The sequence below is a fragment of the Paenibacillus sp. NAIST15-1 genome (genome assembly GCF_001894745.1).
GTDB classification, from domain to species: Bacteria; Bacillota; Bacilli; order Paenibacillales; family Paenibacillaceae; genus Paenibacillus_B; species Paenibacillus_B suaedae.
In genome coordinates, this window is record NZ_BBYF01000009.1 from 60,183 (window position 1) to 84,172 (window position 23,990).

Annotated in this window: 18 protein-coding genes and 3 riboswitches; of the genes, 3 read left to right on the top strand and 15 right to left on the bottom strand. The window is 47.3% G+C overall.

Going from position 1 to position 23,990, the window contains the following annotated elements:
• Nucleotides 1-108: 108 nt before the first annotated feature.
• The 8 genes from PBN151_RS18695 to mug all read right to left on the bottom strand — a co-directional run bounded on the left by PBN151_RS18695 (nt 109) and on the right by mug (nt 9,291).
• Nucleotides 109-414 (bottom strand): MTH1187 family thiamine-binding protein, encoded by a 306-nt coding sequence (locus PBN151_RS18695; RefSeq protein WP_021255730.1) that lies wholly within the window; start codon nt 412-414, stop codon nt 109-111.
• Nucleotides 415-554: 140 nt separating this feature from the next.
• Nucleotides 555-2,192, bottom strand: coding sequence for a formate--tetrahydrofolate ligase (locus tag PBN151_RS18700; RefSeq protein ID WP_072730321.1), 1,638 nt, complete (start codon nt 2,190-2,192; stop codon nt 555-557).
• A gap of 258 nt (nt 2,193-2,450) precedes the next feature.
• Entirely contained in the window at nt 2,451-3,650 is a 1,200-nt protein-coding gene (locus PBN151_RS18705; protein ID WP_072730231.1) for an iron-containing alcohol dehydrogenase, read from the bottom strand.
• Between the two features lie 284 nt (nt 3,651-3,934).
• Nucleotides 3,935-5,746: an ABC transporter ATP-binding protein gene (locus tag PBN151_RS18710; protein ID WP_370510437.1), complete on the bottom strand. Its 1,812-nt coding sequence runs from the start codon at nt 5,744-5,746 to the stop codon at nt 3,935-3,937.
• A gap of 67 nt (nt 5,747-5,813) precedes the next feature.
• Nucleotides 5,814-7,640, bottom strand: coding sequence for an ABC transporter ATP-binding protein (locus PBN151_RS18715; RefSeq protein WP_072730232.1), 1,827 nt, complete (start codon nt 7,638-7,640; stop codon nt 5,814-5,816).
• Between the two features lie 112 nt (nt 7,641-7,752).
• A complete protein-coding gene (locus tag PBN151_RS18720; RefSeq protein WP_072730233.1) occupies nt 7,753-8,205 on the bottom strand; it encodes a MarR family winged helix-turn-helix transcriptional regulator in 453 nt (150 codons plus the stop codon).
• Between the two features lie 191 nt (nt 8,206-8,396).
• On the bottom strand, nt 8,397-8,570 hold the full coding sequence (locus PBN151_RS31395) for a hypothetical protein (RefSeq protein WP_005543625.1): 174 nt from the start codon (nt 8,568-8,570) through the stop codon (nt 8,397-8,399).
• Between the two features lie 205 nt (nt 8,571-8,775).
• Entirely contained in the window at nt 8,776-9,291 is a 516-nt protein-coding gene (gene mug / locus PBN151_RS18725) for a G/U mismatch-specific DNA glycosylase (protein WP_072730234.1), read from the bottom strand.
• A 284-nt stretch (nt 9,292-9,575) separates the two neighbouring features.
• Between mug and PBN151_RS18730 the strand changes: the two genes are divergently transcribed.
• The gene (locus PBN151_RS18730; RefSeq protein ID WP_021255723.1) at nt 9,576-9,785 is read left to right on the top strand and encodes a cold-shock protein; all 210 of its coding nucleotides are present in this window, start codon (nt 9,576-9,578) and stop codon (nt 9,783-9,785) included.
• A gap of 141 nt (nt 9,786-9,926) precedes the next feature.
• Here the strand turns inward: PBN151_RS18730 and PBN151_RS18735 are convergent, their stop codons facing one another.
• The gene (locus tag PBN151_RS18735) at nt 9,927-10,241 is read right to left on the bottom strand and encodes a YbjQ family protein (RefSeq protein WP_021255722.1); all 315 of its coding nucleotides are present in this window, start codon (nt 10,239-10,241) and stop codon (nt 9,927-9,929) included.
• 339 nt (nt 10,242-10,580) lie between these two features.
• On the opposite strand from PBN151_RS18735, the gene PBN151_RS18740 reads away from it, so the two are divergent.
• The gene (locus PBN151_RS18740; protein WP_072730235.1) at nt 10,581-11,399 is read left to right on the top strand and encodes a hypothetical protein; all 819 of its coding nucleotides are present in this window, start codon (nt 10,581-10,583) and stop codon (nt 11,397-11,399) included.
• A gap of 139 nt (nt 11,400-11,538) precedes the next feature.
• On the opposite strand, the gene PBN151_RS18745 is transcribed toward PBN151_RS18740, so the two are convergent.
• From PBN151_RS18745 to PBN151_RS18760, 4 genes are all read right to left on the bottom strand, one after another.
• Nucleotides 11,539-12,189, bottom strand: a complete 651-nt coding sequence (locus tag PBN151_RS18745; RefSeq protein ID WP_072730236.1) for a TVP38/TMEM64 family protein — start codon at nt 12,187-12,189, stop codon at nt 11,539-11,541.
• Between the two features lie 310 nt (nt 12,190-12,499).
• The gene (locus PBN151_RS18750; protein WP_005543633.1) at nt 12,500-12,700 is read right to left on the bottom strand and encodes a cold-shock protein; all 201 of its coding nucleotides are present in this window, start codon (nt 12,698-12,700) and stop codon (nt 12,500-12,502) included.
• A 236-nt stretch (nt 12,701-12,936) separates the two neighbouring features.
• Complete coding sequence (locus PBN151_RS18755) at nt 12,937-13,635, bottom strand: ABC transporter permease (protein WP_083545216.1); 699 nt, start codon at nt 13,633-13,635, stop codon at nt 12,937-12,939.
• Nucleotides 13,625-14,548: an ABC transporter ATP-binding protein gene (locus tag PBN151_RS18760; RefSeq protein ID WP_072730237.1), complete on the bottom strand. Its 924-nt coding sequence runs from the start codon at nt 14,546-14,548 to the stop codon at nt 13,625-13,627. Before PBN151_RS18760 ends, PBN151_RS18755 begins: the two co-directional genes overlap by 11 nt.
• A gap of 432 nt (nt 14,549-14,980) precedes the next feature.
• A riboswitch (cyclic di-GMP riboswitch) is annotated at nt 14,981-15,068 on the top strand.
• 151 nt (nt 15,069-15,219) lie between these two features.
• Here PBN151_RS18760 and PBN151_RS18765 point away from each other — a divergent pair.
• The gene (locus PBN151_RS18765; protein WP_072730238.1) at nt 15,220-19,590 is read left to right on the top strand and encodes a MucBP domain-containing protein; all 4,371 of its coding nucleotides are present in this window, start codon (nt 15,220-15,222) and stop codon (nt 19,588-19,590) included.
• A gap of 76 nt (nt 19,591-19,666) precedes the next feature.
• Here the strand turns inward: PBN151_RS18765 and PBN151_RS18770 are convergent, their stop codons facing one another.
• Both PBN151_RS18770 and PBN151_RS18775 read right to left on the bottom strand, forming a co-directional pair.
• Entirely contained in the window at nt 19,667-20,380 is a 714-nt protein-coding gene (locus PBN151_RS18770) for an anthrax toxin lethal factor-related metalloendopeptidase (protein WP_227774850.1), read from the bottom strand.
• 1 nt (nt 20,381) lies between these two features.
• Nucleotides 20,382-20,467: riboswitch (cyclic di-GMP riboswitch) on the bottom strand.
• 105 nt (nt 20,468-20,572) lie between these two features.
• Nucleotides 20,573-20,658: riboswitch (cyclic di-GMP riboswitch) on the bottom strand.
• A gap of 235 nt (nt 20,659-20,893) precedes the next feature.
• Nucleotides 20,894-23,956 (bottom strand): copper amine oxidase N-terminal domain-containing protein, encoded by a 3,063-nt coding sequence (locus PBN151_RS18775; RefSeq protein WP_072730239.1) that lies wholly within the window; start codon nt 23,954-23,956, stop codon nt 20,894-20,896.
• Between the last annotated feature and the right edge of the window lie 34 nt (nt 23,957-23,990).

Here is a 23,990-nt window from a genome sequence, read left to right on the forward strand (position 1 = left end):
CAATAACAAGAAGGCTCCATTCCCATTTACACACAAACACCCGGTAAAGAAGCGAAATCCGCTTACCTACCGGGTGTTGTTCTTATCTCTATTTGAACGATTTGCCTATCAGTCCTGCAGCTTCTCTCGTACGGACTGCAGTTTCTGAGCAACCGAGGACGGCTTGTCTCTGCGGTCATCGATTTTTAACACAGTTGACACTCGCTGTGCTCCTGCCTCGAATGGACTTTCATGAAGTGCCTGCACCGCTGCGAGCAATCGATCCAATGGCCCCTCAATAATGGTTCCCATCGCAGTTAGCTCATAGGTGATGCCCTCAACACTCTCCAGCGCCTTCTGCATTCCCGCCACGTAACTGCTCAAACTTGTAGAGCCTGTGCCGACTGGAATTACAGTAATCTCAGCTATCGCCATATACGTTCATCCCTTTCTTGAACCTATCTCCATCATATCCCTTCACGAAAGAGAGCTCAATACGATTCCTACAATAATTATCTCCATTTACCTTCTCCTATAAATAGAGGAGAACATGCACAGGTTCGTTCCCATCCAACCTAGCTCAATCCCGAAATAGACCCATTTGCGTCCACATGGATGCGTTCAGCAGCAGGCCGTGCCGGCATTCCCGGCATTGTAAGCACTTGCCCCGTGTGCACCACGACAAATCCAGCTCCAGCAGATAAACGAACATCCTTCACTTCAACGGTGAACGCCTCTGGTGCGCCAAGCAGGCCTGCTCGATCGGAGAAGGAATATGGCGTCTTCGCCATGCATACAGGCAGGCGGCTTGCTCCAAGCTGCTCCAGCTTGCGCAGAGCCCGCTTCGCCGCAGGCTGATAATGTACACCTGCCCCGCGATATATACGCGTAACGACGTCTTCAATCTTCTCCTCAATGGAGTACTCATCCGGGTACAGCAACTGGAATTGCGATTCGGCATCAGAAGAATCGGCCAATTCGGCAACATACTGCGCCAATGCGCGGCATCCTTCGCCACCATTCTCCCATGCCTCAGACAGGATCGCGCGCACTCCCGATTGTGTGCACAATTCGATAACCGCATCCAGCTCAGCAGGCGAATCTGTCGCGAATCGATTCACAGCGACAACCAGAGGCACGCCGAACTGCTTTATATTTTCAATATGACGCTGTACGTTCACGAAGCCAGCACGAACCGCCGCCACATTTTCGCTGGCCAGCTCCTGCTTGGATACGCCACCGTTATATTTCATTGCCTTCACCGTAACGACCAACACGGCTGCCGACGGGAACAAGCCTGTCTGGCGGCACTTAATATCCATGAATTTCTCCGCACCAAGATCAGCGCCGAAGCCCGCTTCCGTTACTACATAATCTGCCAGCTTCAACGCGAGGCGAGTAGCACGAACACTGCTGCAGCCGTGCGCAATATTCGCAAACGGGCCACCATGCACCAGCACTGGATCCCCTTCGCCTGTTTGCACCAGATTCGGATGAATGGCATCCTTGAGCAATGCACACATCGCTTCAACTGCATTCAAGTCCGCAGCGGTAACTGGCTCATCCTCTTCGTTGAATGCCACTACAATGCGTCCTAGGCGACTGCGCAGATCATCCATATCTTCCGCCAGACATAGAACCGCCATAACTTCTGAGGCAGTTGTAATCATGAATCCATCCTCACGAACAACGCCATTGCCATCTCCAAGACCTACGACAATACTTCTAAGGGCACGATCATTCATATCGACCGCCCGCTTCCATATGATTCGGGAAGGGTGTATACGCAGAGCGTTCCCTTGATGGATATGGTTATCTAACAATGCCGCAAGCACACTATGTGCAGATGACACCGCGTGAATGTCACCGGTAAAATGCAAGTTAATATCCTCTGCCGGCACGAGCTGCGCCTTGCCGCTTCCCGTGGCGCCGCCCTTCATTCCCATGCAAGGGCCAAGCGAAGGCTCCCGCAATGCCGCAACTGCCTTATGTCCAACTCGATTCAGACCTTGGGTCAATCCAATCGTCGTCAATGTCTTCCCTTCACCAGCCGGTGTAGGATTCATTGCTGTTACGAGAATGAGCTTCCCGTTCGGCCGATCGGCTACGCGATTCCATACATCTTGTCCAAGCTTAGCCTTGTACTTCCCGTACTGCTCTACATCTTCTTGCGGAATGCCCAATTGCGCTGCAACATCTACGATTCGCTTCATCGTCATGCCCTCTCCCCCTGTATCCGGTCGTGTTCCATCTTGAGAATAGTTAGTGTCCATTCCTGGTAAACATATCATCTTTATTATACACGTCCAGCCTGTTGCGTACATGCACGTTCCTCACAACGGAAATAAAGGCAGCCAAAGTACATTACAAAAGTGCATCGCAAGAGCACATCGCAAAAAGGCCTGCTTGCGCAGCCCCCGCAATATGCGAGAGCTTCCCAAGCAGACCCTATAGATTCCAATATGAATTACCTACGAATCATGGTTCTGTTGAAGCGGCGCCGCCTCGGCCAGCACACCTTCGAAGGCAGACAGATACACACGACGAATATCATCTTCTGTCAACAGCAGAGGACTGCGCGCAAGAAGTCGCCTTTGCTGTATGCCGTCCTGTACAAGTGACTCCAGTGCGTCACGAGGGATCTCGAAGGCATCCAACGTCTGCGGGATTCCCGTTTCTTCGATCAACTGCTTCATCCGCTCAATGGCAAGGCAGGACGCCTCTGCATCGGACAATTCACGAACATCCGCGCCCATTGCCTCTGCGATATGGCGAAGACGCGTCATACAGGCACCACGAATATAATTCATCACATACGGCAGCAGAACTGCATTGGACTCGCCATGCGATAAATGGAATTGTCCCCCGAGCGGATAAGCAAGCGCATGAACACCGCCCACGCCCGCGTTGAAGAAGGCGAGGCCAGCCAAATAGCTGCCATAGCTCATTTCAGTCCGTGCTTCCTTGTTCGTTCCATCCTTCACCGCCCGAACGAGCGAACGGCTAATTAAGCGAATTGCATGCAGCGCCACCCCATCCGTTGTCGGACTTGCATGTACAGATACATAAGCCTCGATTGCATGGGTTAATGCATCCATGCCCGATGCTGCAGTGACTCTCGGTGGTACACTCACGGTGAGTTCTGGATCAATAATCGCCGCATCAGCCAGCAAGTAATCATGAGCAACAACGTCCTTGGTTGTCTCCAATGACAGCACGGATATATCCGTTACTTCCGAACCTGTGCCTGATGTCGTCGGGATTAGAATCTTCGGCAGGCCGCGTACAGATAATGGACGAGTCCCGCTCAAATTCAAATAATCCGCAACTGCTCCCTCATGCTGCGATAGAACTGCCGCAAGCTTAGCCAAATCCAGCGCACTTCCCCCGCCTAAGCCAATGACAAGATCGAACTTACCTTCACGTGTATAGCGAACGAGTGCCTCTCCTGCCGCAAGCGGCGGCTCCGGCATCGTATCCGTATAGATATCAATATCATAGCCTACCTCACGAAGCGGCTGAAGTACACGCTCCACCGTACCGTTGCGAAATACCGACTTGCTCGTCACGCACAATATCCGCTTCGGTGCGTGACGCTCCACTTCGGACAGCAGTTGGGCTGCTGATCCCCACCCTGTATATTGATAGGGTGCAAATCTATGTGTAAACATACCTTTCTCACCTCTTCTTTATCTTGAACCTTGCTCATTACGCACACCTCGCATGGATTCGGAAGTATGATCGTAACATCCTTAGAGCCCTTGATCAACCTGCTACCAAAGATAGACGAATCGATTTTCCATAATATATGTATACAAACAAGAGCCTCCTGGATGGATCAGGAAGCTCTCCCAAATGATTAAGCTATCTTCACTATCTGTACTGTATTTGCCAACCTTTCTTCCATAACTCACATTAGTTTTCATTTGCTGTCATACATTCGATATCACTGGCATCAGGATACTTCCTGAATAAGGGGGTTCGTATACAATCGATAGTAGAACCCTTCCCGCTTCAGCAATTCTGCATGGGTTCCACGCTCGATAATACGACCTTGCTCGATAACGAGAATTTGATCTGCCTCTCGAATCGTGCTTAACCGATGAGCGATAACGAAGCTCGTACGTCCCTTCATCAAGGTCTGAAGCGCCTTCTGAATATGCATCTCTGTTCTCGTATCAATACTGCTCGTCGCTTCATCCAATATAAGGATGGCTGGATCCGCCAAGATAGCCCGCGCAATCGTCAGCAGCTGACGCTGCCCTTGACTCAGGTTGCTTCCGTTTTCCGTAAGCACAGCGTCATATCCATCAGGTAGGCGCACGATAAACGAATGTGCATTGGCAAGTCTGGCAGCCTGCTCCACCTCTTCATCCGTTGCCTCTAATCTTCCATAACGAATATTGTCCCTAACCGTTCCGGCAAACAAATAGGTATCCTGCAGCACCATGCCAATCGAGGTACGCAGCTCCTCCTTGTCCATGTCTCTAATATCTTGCCCATCAATAAGGATTGAGCCTTGATCAACATCATAGAAGCGCATGAGCAAGTTCACGACCGTTGTCTTACCAGACCCAGTTGGACCAACAAGTGCTATTGTCTGACCGGGTTGTGCAGTTAGCATAACCTCCTTCAGCACCGGCACATCCGGCTTATATCCGAAGGATACATCTTGGAAGACAACTTCCCCCTTCATGCCTTCTAATGGCAATATTGTCTGTTGATCAGCATACTCCGGCTGCTCATCCATGATTTCAAAAATACGCTCTGCGCCAGCAATCGCTGCCTGCAGCATGTTATATTGATTTGCCAATTCGTTAATCGGACGAGCAAATTGTTTCGAATAATTAAGAAATGCCGTAATAATTCCAATCGTAATGACGCCTTGAACCGCCATATAGCCGCCAACCGCCGCAACTAATGCGAAGCTAATATTGTTAATCGCATTCATGAGAGGAGGAACGAAGCCAGAGAAGGCTTGTGCGTGGATACCCACATGTCTCAGCTGAATATTCTTCTTCTCAAACGCAGCAATCGCTTCTTCCTCGCGGCCAAATGCCTTGATGACCCGCTGACCTGAAATCATCTCTTCAATATATCCATTCATTTCTCCTAGCTCACGCTGTTGATCCGTAAAAAATCGACGCGTTCGCTTCGCTATGCTGCGGGTCACAAACAGCCCCAGCGGTACGACAATTAAGCTAATCAATGTCAGTACAGGACTTAGTGCAATCATCATGCCGATAGCGCCAGTTACCGTTATGACACTGGTGAAAATCTGAATCGTACTCTGTGACAGAGAGTTGTTGATATTCTCGACATCATTGGTCAGGCGACTCATCACATCTCCGCGCGGCCGCTCATCAAAGAACTTGAGCGGAAGTGTCTGCACCTTGACGAACACATCCTTGCGAATCGCCTGAACGGTTCGCTGCGAGATGCTTGCCATCATATATGTGTGCATCCATGAGGTTAATGCACCTAGGGCATACACAATAAGCAGCCAAGACACAAGTGATCCGAGCAAGGCGAAGTCGGTTGTCCCTGAGTCGATGCCTAGACTGTCAATAGACTTGCCGATCAAATAAGGACCAATCAGCGCACACACGGAGCTGGCGACGACAAGCAGGAAGACTCCCAGCAGCGGCATGCGTTCCGCACGCAAATACTGCCACAGTCGAATGATAGTCGCCTTGGATTGCTTAGCCCTCTTAGGAGGGCCCATAAGGTGCATGCCCCCTGATCCAGGCCCTTTGTGGCCCATCATTTTGACAGAATGGTCAGCGGAACTGCGTTCTTGCTCCCGTCCTATACGGGAATTCTGCTCTGACACGCTAGACCGCCTCCTCTCCGACTTGGGAACGATAAATATCCTGATACACTTCACAGCTATCCAGCAGCTCTGCATGGGTACCTATGCCAACCACACATCCGTCATCAAGCACCATGATGCGATCCGCGTCCAGCACGGAACTGATTCGCTGGGCTACTATGAGGCAGGTCGTGCCCTCCAACTGCTCTCGAAACGCCTTCTGCATGCGAGCCTCCGTACCTGTATCCACTGCACTTGTACTGTCATCCAGAATAAGTATGGACGGCCGCTTCAACAACGCTCGCGCAATGGACAGGCGTTGCTTCTGCCCACCGGACAGATTGACGCCTCGTTGTCCAATCATCGTATCGTAACCTTCTGGCAGCTTCTGAATGAACTCAGCCGCTTGTGCAGCTTCAGCAGCTGCCTGCACTTCCTGATCGGAAGCTGCTGCATTCCCCCAGCGAATATTATCCCGAATTGTCCCGGAGAACAGGATCGATTCCTGAAGCACCATACCAACCCGCTGCCGCAGCTTGCGCAGTGGGATATGCCGAACATCTGTCCCACCCAGCAGAATATGTCCTTCTGTTACATCATAAAATCGTGGAATTAAGTTCACCAGTGTTGATTTGCCTGCACCGGTGGAGCCAAGAATCGCAATCCGCTCCCCTGGCATCGCCGTGAAAGAAATCCGCTTCAGGACAGGCTGCCCTCCTCCACCTGTATAGCTGAAAGAAACTTGATCGAAGACAAGCTGGCCATGTGCCTTAGAATAAGCTGTGGTGTGCTCCGCTGAATCCGTTGCTAGTTCTGATTCATGTTCTGTTAGATGTTCCATTGCATGCTCTGACCCATGCTCCACTTCCAGTCCAACGTTACGAACAGCAGCGATATCTGAAATATCCGTCTGTGTATTTAGCACTTCAGATATTCGGTCTGCAGACACCTTAGCCCGAGACAGCATCATAAGCATCATCCCCACCATCATAAGCGCAAACAGAATTTGCATCATATAGTTCGTAAAGGCGATGACTTCTCCCACCTGCATACTGCCGCCGTCCACCTTGATTCCACCGAACCATAGAACAGCTACAATACTGAAATTCATAACCAGCATCATAACAGGCATCATAAGCGCCATAATTCGAGCAGCCTTCACCGTTACTTCTGACAAGTCAGCGTTCCTCTTCTCAAACCGTTCCTGCTCATACGAAGAGCGAACGAATGCTTTTATAACACGTATGCCTGCTAAATTTTCGCGCACTACACCATTTAATCGATCGAGTTTGGTTTGGACGTTTTTGAATAGAGGAATACCTTTGCGGAAAATAAGAATAAGTGCCCCGAACAACAATGGAACCGTTACAACAAATATAAGGGCCATCTGCGCATTCAACGCGAACGCCATCGCAATCCCACCCATGAACAATAGCGGAAAGCGAGTCATCATGCGCAGCATCATCAGCACGACGTTCTGCACCTGTACGACATCATTCGTTAAGCGCGTAATCAGAGAGGAAGTATGGAATTGATCCAACTTGTCGAAGGAAAAGGTCTGAATGTTCTTGAACATGGCTAAGCGGATATCTGCGCCAACATGCTGTGAAGCAATACTCGCAAAATAAACGCATCCCATTCCACCCGCAATACCGACAAAGGCGATGCCGACCATCATGAGCCCTGTTCTTGCGATATATCCCATATCCCGATTCACTACACCATAGTCTACAATATGGGACATCAGCGTCGGCTGCATCAGATCACATATGACCTCAACGAGCATGAGGAGCATCGCGCATAAAGCCGCTTTTCGATAAGGCAAGATATAAGCAAATAACTGTTTCATGAATACAGCGCACCTTTCACGTTAGTTTGGCAACTAATGATACAAACTGCAGTAGGGGTAGCTCGGAGCTTATTGTAGAAAACTCCTTCAGCAGCCAACAGCGGTCTCTATTCTATTCGCCTAACCCCTCTTCATCATGAGCAGACAGATTGTGATGCATATGCAGCAAGAAACGACGCAGCAGGATTTTCTCCTCCTCGCGGAATCCTTGGAAACATTGCTGTTCCACTTCCTTCACCGCCTTCTGCACATGCCCTACGGCCTCCTTGCCTCTTGGCAGCAAATATACGCGGGATACCCGCAAGTCCTCCTCATCCGCTCGGCGTTCGATGAGCCCCGCTTTCTCCAAACGATTCAGCATCACCGTAACTGTTGCTGGCTTAATCTTCGCCTTCTCCACTAATTCCTTCTGGCTCCGCCCATCTTGATCACTAAGCAGAAACAGCATTGGCAGCTGCCCAGGATGGATGCCCACATCCTGCACCTTCTTCATCATTTCATTGTTGTATGCCCGCACAACCTGTGACAGCAACACCTCTAACGAATCCAAATACGTATCTTCCATTGCCTATAAACTCCCATTCATTTATTTAGCCGACTACTTATTTTGTGACAGTAGTCTACCACAGAGCTGAATCGGATTCAAGCAGCAGACAACCCCCTCAACCGTACGTAACCTGCGCAAAAAAAAGCATCTGCTCACGCAGACGCTCTCTTCCCGATTCCCGTATATCATCAACAGTCCTACATACTGCCTTATTTATGGCTAGCATGCAGATCATGCATGTTCTGATGAAGCTCCTTAATCATATGATTCATCAAGTATTGCTCTTGTGAATTCAGTCCGTGCTGATTGTCCTGTGCAATGTATTGCTGGATATTCCGCTTTAACAGTTCATTTCGTCTATCTAACATTTGTTCGTAACTCAAACAGAAGTCACTCCTCGCTTGTTGTACGTGCACAATTTAAGCCTATTTAAGTATAAGGAGTAGACTCTTGTTAGAAAAATGTGGTGTTCCCTCTTCCTGCCGCATCTGACCGCAAGAAGCATCATCTTCATGAAACAGAACGGTTCGCTTGTAATAATGCTCGCTTTTACTCCCTGTTAGTCCCCTGCATGAAATATAAGCCCAATCATTTGCCACCGAAATCAAGTGCCTCTGTTAGTTTTGCATAGATGCTTACAATCTCATCCAGCTTCATACGGACAAGTCCACTCGATGAAGGGGCGACGAACTCATATACGCCCTCTACAACCGGATCTGCCTGTACACCCCAATTGATGCCCGCACGCCCACTGTACTTCTCATACACACCCTTTCCGACAAAACATACGGCCCTCGGCTTATACATCTCAATTTTCTGACGAAGCTGCTGGCGCCCTTCCGCATACTCCTCTGCCGTTATCTCCGCAGCCTCTCTAGTCGGACGGGCAACAATATTCGTAAACCCATAGCCTAATTCAATCAGATCGCCATCTTCCTCTGCCCGGAACAACCTTGGAGTCAGACCTGCTCGATAAATGATCTGCCAGAATCGATTGCGTGGATTCGCATAATGATGCCCCGTCGCTCCTGATCTCAAGCTGGGATTAAAGCCAACGAACACAATACGCAGATGCGGTGCAAGATGATCGGGAATGGAATCCATCGACATGACCTCCTTCACTTATTTACAACATCATGAGAAATTAGAAAATTTCGCATATTTTTCGAAGTTGCCTCACATAATAGAAGAGCGGCAACATGCGAAAACGCTCGTGAGCTGCATAACAATTCGTTTTCACTGTACCGACTGCGCTTGCAGACATACTTGGAACTTGCCGAGTCAACCGTGAATAGAAGGGCTGTCCATAGGGGCAGTTCTTTTCATTCAGCCCGCGCTTTTATTTATCCCATCTCATCAGCGCGCACAAATAAAAGGAGGGTTCTACCATGTACTATGCAAAAAAACAACCCGAGCCAGTCCCCGAGGAGCAAACATCCATCTGGCAATGCAGTCAGGACGGCTGCTCCTGTTGGATGCGGGAGAACTTCACATTCGACGACACCCCCATTTGCCCGATCTGCCAGTCTACAATGGTTGAATCGTCGCGTATGCTCCCTACACTAACGAACAACACCAATTATGCCCACACGAAGTAGAATCGCTCAGCTTCGACGTCCGCGGCTGGCTTCATCCGTCTATGGACTGAGGCTGGCCGCATTTTTTTACAGCGAAAGGTCTGTGCGCTCACAATGAGACACAGACCTCTTATTTATTCTTATTATGTTCTAGCGCTTGTACTAACGAACAACGACTGCCGTACCGCTTACTGCAACCATCAACATGCCTTCTCGCACCACTTCATAATCCACGTCAATGCCGACAATTGCGTTGGCGCCAAGTCGTCTTGCCGCATCCTTCATTTCTTCCATCGCAATGACACGCGCTTCCTTCAATTTACTCTCATATGCACCAGAGCGGCCGCCTACTACATCACGCACAGAGGCAAGGAAGTCCCTTACGACGTTGGCTCCCATGATTGTCTCTCCCGTTACAATATCTATATATTCTACAATTTCTCTGCCTTGAATCGATGGTGTTGTCGTTACGATCATCATTTCATTCCTCCTAAGGGTAGGGTGACTTTAAACTCTTCATGCATTCACTGTTTTCTATAGTATCCAGTATACAACGAGCCATTCACAGTACCTATTGATTAATATGACAATCCACCCTCATTTACTTACATTATTGCAACATGCATCTATGGTACTCTTCTCGTCCGAACAGATAACCAGATTACCTTGACAAGATGCTATTAAATTGGTTATATTTTACATGTAAATAATATATCGTAATTTCTTGCGACGGAAGCACCCGTAGGAATGGGCAATCATGCCCTTCTTGCGGGTTTTTTGTTGTCCTGAAGTTAACGACCAAGAGGAGGTTTACAAATGAAACAGAGAGGTTGGCAAGTCTCAGCAGTGCTGCTCGCCGTGTTACTTCTACAGCCATTTCTATCCGCAGTATCGCATGCAGCAAACAAGGAATTATCCCCCACAGCGAAGACCGCATTGACCAAGATAGCTGAATCCGCTACCCCAACCCAAGCCAGCTCCATAGACTCCATGTACAGCGAGCTCATTTCCTTGCAAAATCAGAGCCTGCAGCGAGACAGCACCCTGAAGCAGGTGCAAGCAAAAAACAAAGAAAACCTGACTAATGTACGCAGTAAGCTTCAACACTGGGATACCGACAAGATTAATAAACTGGAAGCCTCCCTAAAGCAAACAAGACAACGCTATGAACCGCTATTCGCTTCATACCAGCTCCTGAACGATCAGCTATCCCGCATGGGCTCCAAAAAAGACGACAAAAAAGAAATGCTGCGCAAGCAGCGCGATATTGTGAAGGCCGCAGTGCAATTAGCAAGAATGGACATTAAAACAAAGGTAGAAGCAGTAAAGAAGGCACGTGAGAGCAAATCGAAATTCGTAAAACGCGTACGTGATATTCTGGCAGGCATCAATACCGTGAATGCCCAAATGAAATCAGAACGAAGCACGGTTAGTGAGTTACAGAAACGCACTACGCCACTATGGTCATCGCTCAATCAAGCAATTAAGAAGGGAGACGCCAAAAGTTCACTTCAGTCGCTAACATCCCTCGTCTCCCTAATTCGTCAAATCGATCAGTCCAAAAAGAAGCTGGAGCAGCACGAGTCACGTATTACTGAAATTGTAAACAAAGCAAAAGGCACCTTCACTTCATGACATAATACAGGCTCTACGGTTCACGCCAGATGGTCGCAAATAAAAATCCCCGGAGTTATCCGGGGATCATCATTCACATGCAGCTGCGACGGGGATTAGACAGAAGGGAGCAACTCCAGCCGAGGCCCTAATCGCCGTTCTACACTGACTGCTTATGCTGTTCTAAGGCAGTGTCTGTGTGCTCTTCTTCATCAGAAGTATGCCGCGTGAAGCGTGCTTCAATTTTTTTGCTAATCAACAGAGACAGGCCTATAAATAGGACGACAAAAATAAGTTGCAGCGGATGATCAATAAATCGTTGTATATCGTGACCAATATAGGATACGGAGAATACCATGAGCGCCTTGCCAAAGAGAATCGCAATGAAGAAGGAGCGGATTCGCATGCGCGCAACAGCCGCGACCATATTAATAAGAACGAAGGGACCTACTGGGAAAATACTAAGCAAGAAGACATAACTGAATGCATTATGACGCACCCACAGCATGCTCTTCTTCACCTTCGGCTTCTCAGCCCAGCGAGCGAGCAACGGGTGGCCTGCTGCCTTGCGCACAATGAGGAACGTCAGCATGCAGCCGCTTACGATTCCAATCCATGAATAGAGAAATCCGAGCCACAACCCATATACTGCAGCATTCACACCTACAATAACGAGGGTAGGCAGCGGCGGGATAAAGGACTTCATGAACGTCAGTAATATGCCCGGCAGCGGCCCGAAGGAACGGAATTGCTCCAACAACGCCTTCAAATGCTCTTCGGTAAAATAAGAAGTTATCTCGGATAGTTCCATGTTGTACGTATCCACCAGCCTCTATATTTATCTGTCCGAAATGGCTCAATATGATTGCCATTGTCATACGAGAGGAAGCCGCCATAAGCTCGCTTCGAACAATAGCATAACATACTTCATCCCCGCTATACTGCCTCTACAACAAAAAAGATCGACAAATAAATGGCGTGGCTGCGAATATAACAAAAGCGAAGCAGAAACACAAAGAGCCGCCCCTGAGGACGGCTCTTTGCTATTCATACGGCATCCCTGCCGCATAAAATTAATAAATGCCCCAAACCTTAGGTCTGGGGCATTGTAATTTCGTGTCTTACAGCTTTACAACGTTCTCAGCTTGTGGTCCACGGTTGCCTTCAACTACGTTGAACTCAACGCGTTGGCCTTCGTCCAACGTTTTGAAGCCGTCGCCAGTGATTGCGGAGAAGTGTACGAATACATCGTTGCCGCCTTCAACTTCGATGAAACCGAAACCTTTTTCTGCGTTGAACCATTTAACTGTACCTGTTTGCATGAACAAATACCTCCTAAAATTTACATGACCTCTTATTTACATAAATAAATAAAATTCACATATTGGACAAGGTTATTCTAGCTTCAAAATAACCCTCTGCAATATGTGAATCAGGTCAAATTTGAATATAGTCATCTTACCACATGGTTACCCAAATAGCAATTCCTGTTTTTTAATTTGTTTTAATTTCCCGTTGTCCAAGTCTTCTCAGGCTCAGACAACGTCAGCGTATTCAACTAATTAACCACATCTACGTGCTCAACCTTCTTTATTGTCATGTACATTACGAATGCACCGATCAGTGCCAAGATGATCGGAACGATAATGATTGAATTCAGCGAGACTCCCCCATTATTCGAGCACACGATGGAAACAATGAGCAAGGAAGACATGATCGTCGTCGGTGTCGAATATTTTTTCATGCCGAAATATAGCGGAATGAGGCTCATAATGCTTGCAGCAATTGCATTCATGATCAACTTCAATGCCCCTCCCCCAATTATCGACAAAGTCAGGGGCTCTTGTATAATGGGTACAAATGCATTTGCTGTCAACAAGATCGCGTTGAGCACAATTTCAGACACAATAATATTGCTAAATGTGAAGATGGCGATAATGGCCAACTTGCTGAGGAGGATCTTTTTCCGACTTATTGGATACATAAATAGGATGTTTATTGTCTTTGATTTATATTCATCAATAATGAACCGAGATATCAATACTGCTGCAAAGACGATAAAGATCATTCGTACAAATGAATCCACACCCACAAAAAGGGCAGTGTAATCCGCGAAAACAACTTCTTCCATCATGTTAGGACTGTATAACATTAAGAATAAGATGGCAATCGCGACAATATTTGCAATAATCGCGTTTCGAATATACCCTCCTATGTGATGCTTCCGAAGCTCCAAAGCTATCAAATTACGCAACATGATCGCCTCCATCCAACAAAGATAAGAAGTATTCCTCTAAAGAGCTGTTTTTCTTATGGATCGATTCTATTAAAATATCGTTCACGACCAGTTCCTTCGTCAGCACTCCCTGCTGGATATTCGGATCATATACTCGAATTATGCGCTCATCCATGACTCGTAGATTGTGTATGCCTAGTTTATCTTCGAGCAGGAACGCAGCTCGCGTGCAATCATTCGTCACAATCTCAATATATTCGCTATTTTTCATACGAACCTCGTCCATAGACACTTCTGCAATTAATCTACCCTTATTAATGACACCAATCGTATCTGCAACAAGCTCAATTTCACCCAGCAGATGACTTGATATCAATATCGTTGTACCATATTGTCTGCTCAGCATGAGAAGCAAATCGCGTATCTCCTTAATCCCTATCGGATCCAGCCCATTAATAGGTTCATCCAACAGAAGCAGCTCCGGCTTCGTTGCGATCGCTCTGGCGATACCTAGCCGCTGCTTCATTCCAAGCGAGAAATCCTTAACTGCTTTATTACCCACATGGTTGAGCTTCACCAGCTCCAATGCTTCATCTATGGCCTTCATGTTGTGATACCCCATGTACTCGCAGTGCAGCTCCATATTCTCTCGTGCCGACAGCTTGTCATAAAATACAGGGTATTCGATAATCGTCCCCATCCGAGCCAGCAGATGATACGACTTAGGGGACAGCGCTTCCCTGAATACTTCAATTTGGCCCATCGAAGGCTTAATTAAGTTCGTAATCATTTTCATAATTGTTGTCTTACCGGCCCCATTCGGACCCAAAAATCCATATATCTCTCCTTGGCGGATGTTCATATTCACATTCGAGACGACCTCTTTACCTTGGAACGTCTTCGTCAAATGATGTGTACGTAATAAATACGTCATGCCAGTATCTCCTCCCGCTCAATGCGTATTTCCCGATGACTTTATTGTATGAGGCATTCCTCTCTAATTCCTTACTCAATCCTTACAAAAATCTTAAGCTCTATTTGCTCTTCATTCAGTCTCACTCGACACACCTTGGTATTCCTGAAGCCGATTGCTAGATTATCTGCTCTACTCATTATCGTACGGGCATTGGAGCGTTTCAATCCGTTATTTCCTTCTGATAGCGATGAATAGTTATTAAGTTGGAGGCATATAGATGGATTATCAGGTATGAATCAACTCTAGTAGGTTAATACTTGTAGTATGTATACAAACTAGTATTTTCTTATCATTGACAAATTGTCCCTCGTAACCTATATTGAGCTTGATAGTTCCCTATGCCTATGATTACAGTCATCTTCGCTTGGATAAGAGGTGTTATGATTGATCAATCACATAGGGCACACTAATCGAAAGATTAGGCCGCAAAGCTTCGGAGTCTAACGGTCCTACGACCTATGATAGTCCGGCTGCATCTAACAATTCTGTTACTTGCAGCTGGACTTTTTTTATTTATGTGAAGTTCTGGCGGAATTAACTGTCCGTTGAGCTATATAAATAAGAATGAGGAGGCATGGACTCACTTCGGTAGGGGAGGAATAAAATGAAAAAATGAGGTGGCGAATTGAATGAAACGTAGAGTAAAGTTGGCCGTAACATGGCTGTGCGTATTTGCCGTGTTCTTCGGGTTTATTCCTCACACACTGCAAAGTGCAGATGCAGCCGCACGCGATCCAATTTGGCCAGAGCCAGGTGCTGTGAAATTAAGCAAGACAGCGAAGCCTACCGGGACGCCAGGAGAGTGGCAGATTACTCTGACCGCCGAAGGAAAGAACGTTGAAGCCGGTGATACCGATGTCGTACTTGTCTTAGACAAGTCAGACAGTATGAAAAACTACAAACGGTTAGACAATGCCAAAAAAGCAGCGGATAAATTTGTAAACACACTGCTTTTGTCCAACGTCAAAACAAGAATTGCTCTTGTCACGTTTAGCACCAGCGCAGAGGACACATCATCCGGATTTCTTGGCCAGAATGACAAACAAAAGCTCCTGAACAATATTAAGGGTATCTCGGCTTCCGGAGGGACAAACATACAAGGCGCTCTCAACACAGCACATCAGTTACTAACTACAAAGAGTTCAGCTAAAAATAAATTTATTGTGCTGCTTAGCGACGGTGCGCCAACGTTCAGTTCTCCTGCAAAAAAGGCCGCTCCTTATTCATGGCCCGACAACAAGTATAACTTTGTACTTTCCAACTTTGACTACACCAAGACTATCGGTTCTGGCAACAGCTATGAATTATCCTCTGGCTTGTTCGGAGATCGATACAAGATAGATAACTATACGGTTAAGGACAATGGAATCCCTACGATATCTCAAGCCAAAACATCCAAGGATGCAGGAATCACCATTTATTCGATCGGGCTCGAGGTCGGCAGTGATGCTAACGCTGTATATGTATTAAAGAACAGCGCTTCAGCAAACAACTATTACCCGTCTGACAGCGCAGAGCTGGAGAAGGTCTTCTCTGAACTGGCAGGGAAAATTTCTTACGCGGCTGAAAATGCTGTAGTCAAGGATCCGATGGGTGAAATGTTTAACCTTATTTTCAAAGGTAATGCACCTGTTGAAAAGCAAGACTATACAGCATCTCAAGGCACGGTGAAATGGGATGCAACTTCAGAAACGTTTGTATGGGACGTTGGCAACATCGTAGAGGGAAGTCCAGCAACCCTGACATATACCATCAAAATGGACTCTTCCAAAAATCCAAGTGCCGATGTCAATTACCCGACAAACGGACGAACTACCATGGAATACACAGATGTGAATAGACAGCGTACAACAAAAGATTTTGAAGTGCCGCAAGTCAGCTTCGGCAAAGGCTCCATTCTTGTGAAAGGCTACAGGGTAAATGATCAAGGCGAGCCTATTAACGCAGACGGCAAGGTTGTCGAACGCGTGGATCTTGCAGAGCAGTTGTACAGTGGGTCTTTCACCATCAACGGCAAGGATGCGCTGGACATAGGGCCGAAATATAAGGTTCCTGCTCCGAAGCTTGATAACTATGTATTGAAAAAGGGTACTGACCCTACAGAAGAAACGTTAACGATTCAGGAGCCTAATAAAACCATTTGGTTCGGATATGCGCTAGCTCCACAAAAGTTAACGATTAAGTATGTAGATAAGGACTCTGGCAAATCCATCGCTGACGACGATACTTCGCTCTCCGGTACCAACGGACAGACAATTACGCTGAAGGCGCTCGACATCCCAGGCTACACGCCCGAGAACGCCGAAGTTCAATACACATTTAAGGCCAAGGACAACGAGTATACCTTCTTCTACAAGAAGACAGCACTCCCTATTACCATCAAGTTCGTCGATAAGGATACCGGCAAGTCCATCGCTAACGATGACACTTCTCGCTCAGGTAAGATTGGCGAGTCTGTTACGTTGAAAGCTATCGACATCCCAGGCTACACGCCTGAGAAGGAAGAAGTAACCTATACTGTCAAAGCTGCGGATAATGTGGTTACCTTCTTCTACAAAAAGGCGGATCTCCCTATCACTATCAAGTTCGTCGATAAGGATACGGGCAAATCCATCGCTGACGACGACACTTCTCGCACAGGCAAAGTTGGAGAGTCCATTACGTTAAAAGCTATCGACATTCCGGGTTACACGCCTGAGAAGGAAGAAGTAGCCTATACCGTAAAAGCTTCGGATAACGTGGTTACCTTCTTCTACAAAGCAAACACTCAAAAAGTAATTATCAAGCATGTCAGCAACGTTACGCAAAGAGAAATCGCTGCCCCAACATCTGAACAAGGTGTCACTGGCCAGACGATAACGTTGAAGTCACTAAACATTCCAGGCTTTACAGCTGACAAAGCTGAAGATAGCTATACGTTCAAGGCCGAGGACAATGTATACACATTCTGGTATACGCCAAGCAAACAGACACTGACAGTGGAGTATTTGAGTAAAGAAACCAAAGAAGCACTTGCAGATTCCGAAACTTATAACCGGCCTACCGGTACGAAGCTTGGGTTGGAAGCCAAGAAGATTCCTGGCTATACGCCTGAGGTAGAAAGAGAGCTTTACACATTCACAGATAAAAACGACACGTACAAATTCTTCTACACCGCGAATCCACAAAAAGTAACCATCCACTACATTGACCAAGATACCGAGCTTCCTATCGCAAAAGATTCTTCGAAAGACGGCAAAACTGGAGAATCAATAACACTGACTGCACTAGAAGTCACAGGCTACACTCCAGTCAATCCAGAAGTAAAGTACACGTTCACGGCTGAGGCTAACCAAGAGCATACCTTCTTCTACACCAAGAATGCTCCTGTAGAACGTACTGTTCACGTCCACTATAAAGAGGCGGCTACTGGTGCGGTTCTGAAGGAATCCACTTCGACTAGCGGCAAGATCGGAGAAACCGTTACGCTGAAAGCCGAAGATATTATCATTGATGGTGTAATCTACGTGCCAGACTCCTACCAGCATGAATACACAATCACTGAGCAAGCTAAACAATCCTATACGTTCTTCTACAGCAAGAAAGAGCTGCCAACCTATTTCGTAACTATTCATCACCTTGAAGAAGGCACTGACGCAGTGCTGCAGGAACCTACTACGGTCAGCGGCAAGTCTGGCGAAGTTGTTCATGTAACAGCTGAGCCAATCTCCGTAGCAGACGCTGTTTATCAGCCTTTAAAATTCAACCATGACATTACGATTGACGGAACTCCAGAACAACAGTACACGATTTACTACAAAAAGGGCGATCCTGTAGAGGCATTGCTGCTGACGGTACAGCATCTGGATAAGGAGACTCTTGCACCGGTAGCAGAACCAACTTCGTTGAAAGGCGAAGCCGGAGAGCACATCACACTGAAGCCAACACCGATCACAGTGACAGACGCTGTATATAATCCAGAACAGTCTACTTACAACTATGTCTTCACTGCGGATGCTTCACAGACGTTCACGATCCTCTACATCAAGAATCCAATCAGCAAGCCTGATCAGCAAGTAACGATTAAATATGTGGAGCAAGGAACAGGCAAGCAGCTCGTAAATCCAACGACGAAGAGCGGTAAAGCCGGGGAGAAGGTCGAACTTACGGCACTGTCCATATCGGGGTACACACCTGTGAAATCCACTGACACTTACACCTTCACCGATAAGGAAGGGCAAGAGTACATCTTCTATTACACGCAAAACTCAAGTGGCGGAGGCAGCAGCAGTGGCGGCAGCAGTACCTCCTATTATCCAAGCTCCAAGCCATTGCCACCAGTTCCACCATTGCCACCGGTGCCGAAGTTAGAAACGCAATATCATTACAATTACATCAATGGATATCCGGATGGGGAAATCAAGCCGAAAAAACTGATCAGCCGCGAAGAAGTGGCTGCTATCTTCTACCGCTTAATGGAGAACACTACACGAGCCAACTTCTTGAAGGGCACCAACTCTTACAAGGATGTAGCCGAAAAGCGCTGGTCGAACAGACACATCTCCACGATGGAGAATGCAGGGATTATCACTGGGTACCCAGATGGCACTTTCCTGCCAGAAAAACCGATTACGAGAGCAGAGTTCGCCGCAATTGCTTCCAGATTCGATAAGCTGAATGAGCAGACGAATACACTGTTCTCCGATATCAGCGGTCATTGGGCAGAGAAATACATTGTATCGGCAGCCAACAAAGGCTGGATTAAGGGTTATCCAGATGGCAAGTTCAAGCCAAATCAGTACATCACTCGTGCCGAAGCAATGGCGTTCATCAACAGCGTACTGAACCGAAAAGTGCACAACGATGATGTCCACAAAGACGCGAAGAAATGGCCGGATATCGCCCCTACGGATTGGTACTATTCCGATGTGATGGAAGCGACGAACTACCATGACTACCACCGCAACAAGGATGAATTCGAATCGTGGGAGAAAGTAAACGCTGATGTCGTGTACCCATAATCGCGACTGAGCACGAATATGCAGCAAAGCGCCTCTTCGACGCATGTCGAGGAGGCGCTTCTTCTATGTAGGGCTCTTAGCTCGCAAATAGCTTAGCCATAAATTCATAAGTTAACGGCATGCTGCTCTTCAAATCGTCCCTTGTCGTATCGCTAAACAAATACAAGCTAGCAGCTTCAGCGAAATACTCCGTTGGATACGTCGAAACATAGCCATCACCTTTATATTTTACACTTGCTTCTTTATTGAAAATGGTGTTGAATTCTTCAGTACCACTAATTTCATTGAAAACGAGTCGGTCAACCGCATGCAGCGTCTCGTGAATTTCCAGATTAAACGAATTGTGCCCCTTCCCTTTCTCGCTATACCCGATGCGAACCGCCACAACTCGCTCGCTCACTCCAGGAACATCGTCCCATGTCAATCCAGTGCCTTCCCACCCTCTTGGTACTACTCCCTTCAGGTAAGCAAGTTCTGGCTCGTCCGTAATGGCTCCTTGTGTAAGCTTAATCTTAACTCCTTTACTATATAGAGCATTCAAGACCGATGTCGGAATCTTCTCCAGCCGCTGCTTCATTGCAGCTGCCTCACTTCGATTGTAATCGCCGTTAGGCAATACAACCAGCTTGTCCAGAATAGTCTGCTCCTGCGCTTGAACCGGAACTGCGAATAATGGGCATACGATGATAACAGCAAGAATAAATGCGACAACACGCTTGTCCCATTTCACAATACATTCTCCTCCCGAAGCGAACAGCTGAATAACCGATTCAACACTGCCCTGCTTCATGATTGGTAACTGGCTGGCTTAGCGAGATTCGCTGTAGCCCCTATAGCTTTGCGTCACCATTTTTCAATGGCTTTGCCCTTGTGCAAATACGGAGTGCATGATATGAAGTTTGCAAGCAATAAAAAAAGATCCCCACTTACCGAAATAAGAAGGGATCGTAACGTACATGGACGTTGCCGCTATTCCTCTATAATCGGTAACTGGCTGGCTTAGCGAGATTCGCCGTAGCCCCTATAGCTTTGCGTCGCCATCTTTCGATGGGTTTGCCTTTATCAATATAGACTCTATTGAAATGGAAAATAAATCTATTAGTTCTATATCACTAGATTAATGCTGCTAGAATCGAAAGTCAAGCAGGTAACGGCAAAATTTTACAAGAAAATCGAGTCCTTTTTCCTCCCTATGCCTGAACTTGTCGCATTGTCCCATAACAAAGAGCCCCGATACAATCGGAGCCCCTTCCTCTATGAATCTACCTACTCCATCACTGCCTATAGATTTACTTCGTATGCTCTAGAAGGCTTCACCAGGAATGATTTCATTACATGCCTTGGACAAATTATTGGCTGTTGCTTGTCGGCCATCTGCAATCGACAGAATGAATATACGATAGGCAACACCACTTCGAAGTGCGGATCCTGTAATGTCCTTATCTGAAGAAGTAAGCGTCAGGATACCCTCCTCCGATACCTTCACCACACGATATCCTCCGTTGCGTACCCGATTGGCTTCCGTCAATGTAAAGCTATCTGCGTATCCAGAAGGAACTGCCATTATCGCGTAATAGGCGATGCCCTTGCTATCTGCTGCCTTATCGAATGATACTTTGAGGATTGCTCCTTCCCCTTCCAGGACAGCAGTTACATTCGCCGCTGCTGGAACCGCAGGATCAAGCAGCTTAAACTCCTCGGAAGGAGCAGAGAGTGCATTGGATGCACCTCTCCCTTCGGACACAGATAAGATAAATACTCGGTATACCATCCCTTTCGAGAGCTGCTTGCCGTACACATCACGTGCAGCATCAGGCAGCATCTCCTTCACAACGCCCGCCTGCTTAGATACCTTCTTATAATTGATTGCCGATACGGTATTTGCAGCAGATAGCTTATAGCCCTCCGCCTTCTCCGACGGAACGATTAGAATTCGATATTCGGCAATTGTGGAATCATTAGCAGGTGCCGAGAAGCTCACTTCCACATCCCGGCTATTGCCGTTGTTCTTTGTTCCTTGCACAGCAACATTAGTAACTGTGTCTGCCCCTAGGTTATCCTCCAAGACGATATTTGGGGAAGGTGCTGACAATGCATTTGTTCCGCCGTCATTGTCTCCTACTGACAAAATAAAGACTCGATAACTAACACCATTTTTAATGGATGAACCATCCACATCACGAGCATCCGGGGACAACGTCAAAGTACGATTCGCTCCGTTCGTTTTGACAACTGTGTAATTGGATCGCGGTACTTCACTAGCCGCAGAGACGCCGAACTGACTTGCATTCGCCGATTTTACGACCAGCACTCGATATTGGCTTATATTCGACTCATCTACTGCTCGGGTATATGCTACCTGTAGATCTCGGCCATCACGATAATCGCTAACATCCTGTACACCCACATTCGTAGCGGAGTATACCACAGCACGATTCTCCAGTGTAATCGGCCAAGACGGATTGGATAAGGCATTGGAGTAACTGCCCTTCCCAACAGATAAGACAAATACCTGATAACTGATTCCATTTCGAATAGAAGAGCCATCCACATCACGGGCATTGGAAGGCACCACAATACTTTGATGTCGTCCCGTTGTACTGACAGCGATATAATTTGATCTAGATATTTCATTTGCACCGGACAGTGTAAATCGATTGGCATCTGAGGACTTTACGACCATAATTCGATACTGGCTAATATCCGACTCATCCGATGCCCGCTCGAAGCTAACTCGCAAATCACGGCCATCATTATAATCGCTGACATCACTGACCGTTACATTCTTAGATGCCTGAACATTCCCTTTATTGTTGAGTACGATCGCAGAAGATGCTGCGGAGAGTGCAGAAGCATTGCCATCCTTGGCTACTGCCATTACGAATACGCGGTACGTCTCCCCATTGCCAATATAAGATCCCTGTACATCTCGGGCATTGGACGGCAATGTCGTCGTTATGTTGTATCCATTCCGCGCAACATCATAATATCTGCCGGACGGAACTCGGTTCGCATCGGACAGATCGAAGCTTCCGGCATCTCGATTTCTGACTACAAAGATCCGGTAATAGCTCACCTTCGATTCATCGCCGGAGCGAATAAAGCTAACCTGCAAGTCACGGCCATCCCCGTAATTGCCCACATCATCCACTTTTGTAATGGACGGCGCCGCGATCGGACGATCCAGCGTAATAGAGGATGAACCTGCAGACAACGCATGCGGAGACACCTTGCTATTGCTGCTTACAGAGAGTACAAATACGGTATATGAAATATCGCTGCGAATATAATCACCGGATACATCTCTTGAGGAAGAGGAGAGCGTTGTCGCTAACGTAGAATTGGAACCAGATTTGGAGATTGTCGTGTAGAATGAGTTAGGCACAGCATTTGCAGCAGCCGTGTCAAACCGATTGGCATCTCTTGTCTTCACAACGTGGATTTGATAATTCGCGATGTAATCATCATACTGCGGTCGTGCAAAGCTGACCTGAAGATCTCGGCCATCTCCGTAATCGGCCACATCGCGTACTTGCACATTGCTTACAGCGGACACTGTTGTGTTCGTTAATGTTAGGGTTTGGGAAGCTGAAGATAACGCCGACTTGTTCGTACCTTTGCCTACCGCAAGCACTAACACCACGTAGGATTGACTCTTCTTCAGAAGGTCTCCATCTACATCGCGAGTGTTGGATGTAAGCGGCACTTGTTGTGGCCCGCCAATCGGGAACGCCACGGTATATTGACCTGTAGGAACAGCCAATGCTTGCGACAAGGTGAATCCATAGACATTCGCGGCCTTCACTACAAATACGCGATAGTGATCCACCGCTGATTCCGTTGCCGATTTCAAGAAGCTGACCTCCACATCACGGCCATCTCCATACTTGCCAGCCGTTTGCGCGCTGACACTTGTTACTGGGGCTACCGTTTTGTTTGCAGGGAGTGTCCGAATATAAACGCTCTGTGATCGCTGATTCCAGCCTACCTCTGCCCCAATTGCCTCACTGACGAAGCGTACAGGCACCATGGTTCTCCCCAGCAATGTCTGCGGCGGTACATCAAGTACAACAGCGGAGCCGTTTATGGTCGCAGCCTTGGAGCCAATCTTCAGCACAATGGTAGTATCGTCCTTAATGGCCGTCACCATTTGCCTTCTCTGATCCCACAACACCTTGGCATCAAGCGCTTCGAATATGGCGCGCATCGGAAGCATCGTTCGACCCTGAAGCGTTGTCGGTGGCTGATCCGTAATCAACTTCACCCCATCCATGTAAATGCTGATGGATGCAGCTGCTTGCAGCTGTGTTGGAATGACAAGCAGCAGCATGACGACTGCCACAATCCCTGACAGTATCCTTTTCACCCGTTCCTCCTCCTCGTTCACCAAACATGATAAT

Coding starts and splice junctions, on each gene's coding strand:
- PBN151_RS18745 (WP_072730236.1), bottom strand. CDS start 12,189: ATGGAACTATCCGAGATAACTTCTTATTTTACCGAAGAGCATTTGAAG.
- PBN151_RS18770 (WP_227774850.1), bottom strand. CDS start 20,380: ATGAAGCAGGGCAGTGTTGAATCGGTTATTCAGCTGTTCGCTTCGGGA.
- PBN151_RS18735 (WP_021255722.1), bottom strand. CDS start 10,241: ATGATCGTAACGACAACACCATCGATTCAAGGCAGAGAAATTGTAGAA.
- PBN151_RS18715 (WP_072730232.1), bottom strand. CDS start 7,640: ATGAAACAGTTATTTGCTTATATCTTGCCTTATCGAAAAGCGGCTTTA.
- PBN151_RS18755 (WP_083545216.1), bottom strand. CDS start 13,635: ATGTTGCGTAATTTGATAGCTTTGGAGCTTCGGAAGCATCACATAGGA.
- PBN151_RS18760 (WP_072730237.1), bottom strand. CDS start 14,548: ATGACGTATTTATTACGTACACATCATTTGACGAAGACGTTCCAAGGT.
- PBN151_RS18710 (WP_370510437.1), bottom strand. CDS start 5,746: ATGATGGGCCACAAAGGGCCTGGATCAGGGGGCATGCACCTTATGGGC.
- PBN151_RS18740 (WP_072730235.1), top strand. CDS start 10,581: ATGAAACAGAGAGGTTGGCAAGTCTCAGCAGTGCTGCTCGCCGTGTTA.
- PBN151_RS18705 (WP_072730231.1), bottom strand. CDS start 3,650: ATGTTTACACATAGATTTGCACCCTATCAATATACAGGGTGGGGATCA.
- PBN151_RS18700 (WP_072730321.1), bottom strand. CDS start 2,192: ATGAAGCGAATCGTAGATGTTGCAGCGCAATTGGGCATTCCGCAAGAA.
- PBN151_RS18720 (WP_072730233.1), bottom strand. CDS start 8,205: ATGGAAGATACGTATTTGGATTCGTTAGAGGTGTTGCTGTCACAGGTT.
- PBN151_RS18765 (WP_072730238.1), top strand. CDS start 15,220: ATGAAACGTAGAGTAAAGTTGGCCGTAACATGGCTGTGCGTATTTGCC.
- PBN151_RS18730 (WP_021255723.1), top strand. CDS start 9,576: ATGTACTATGCAAAAAAACAACCCGAGCCAGTCCCCGAGGAGCAAACA.
- PBN151_RS18695 (WP_021255730.1), bottom strand. CDS start 414: ATGGCGATAGCTGAGATTACTGTAATTCCAGTCGGCACAGGCTCTACA.
- PBN151_RS18750 (WP_005543633.1), bottom strand. CDS start 12,700: ATGCAAACAGGTACAGTTAAATGGTTCAACGCAGAAAAAGGTTTCGGT.
- mug (WP_072730234.1), bottom strand. CDS start 9,291: ATGGATTCCATTCCCGATCATCTTGCACCGCATCTGCGTATTGTGTTC.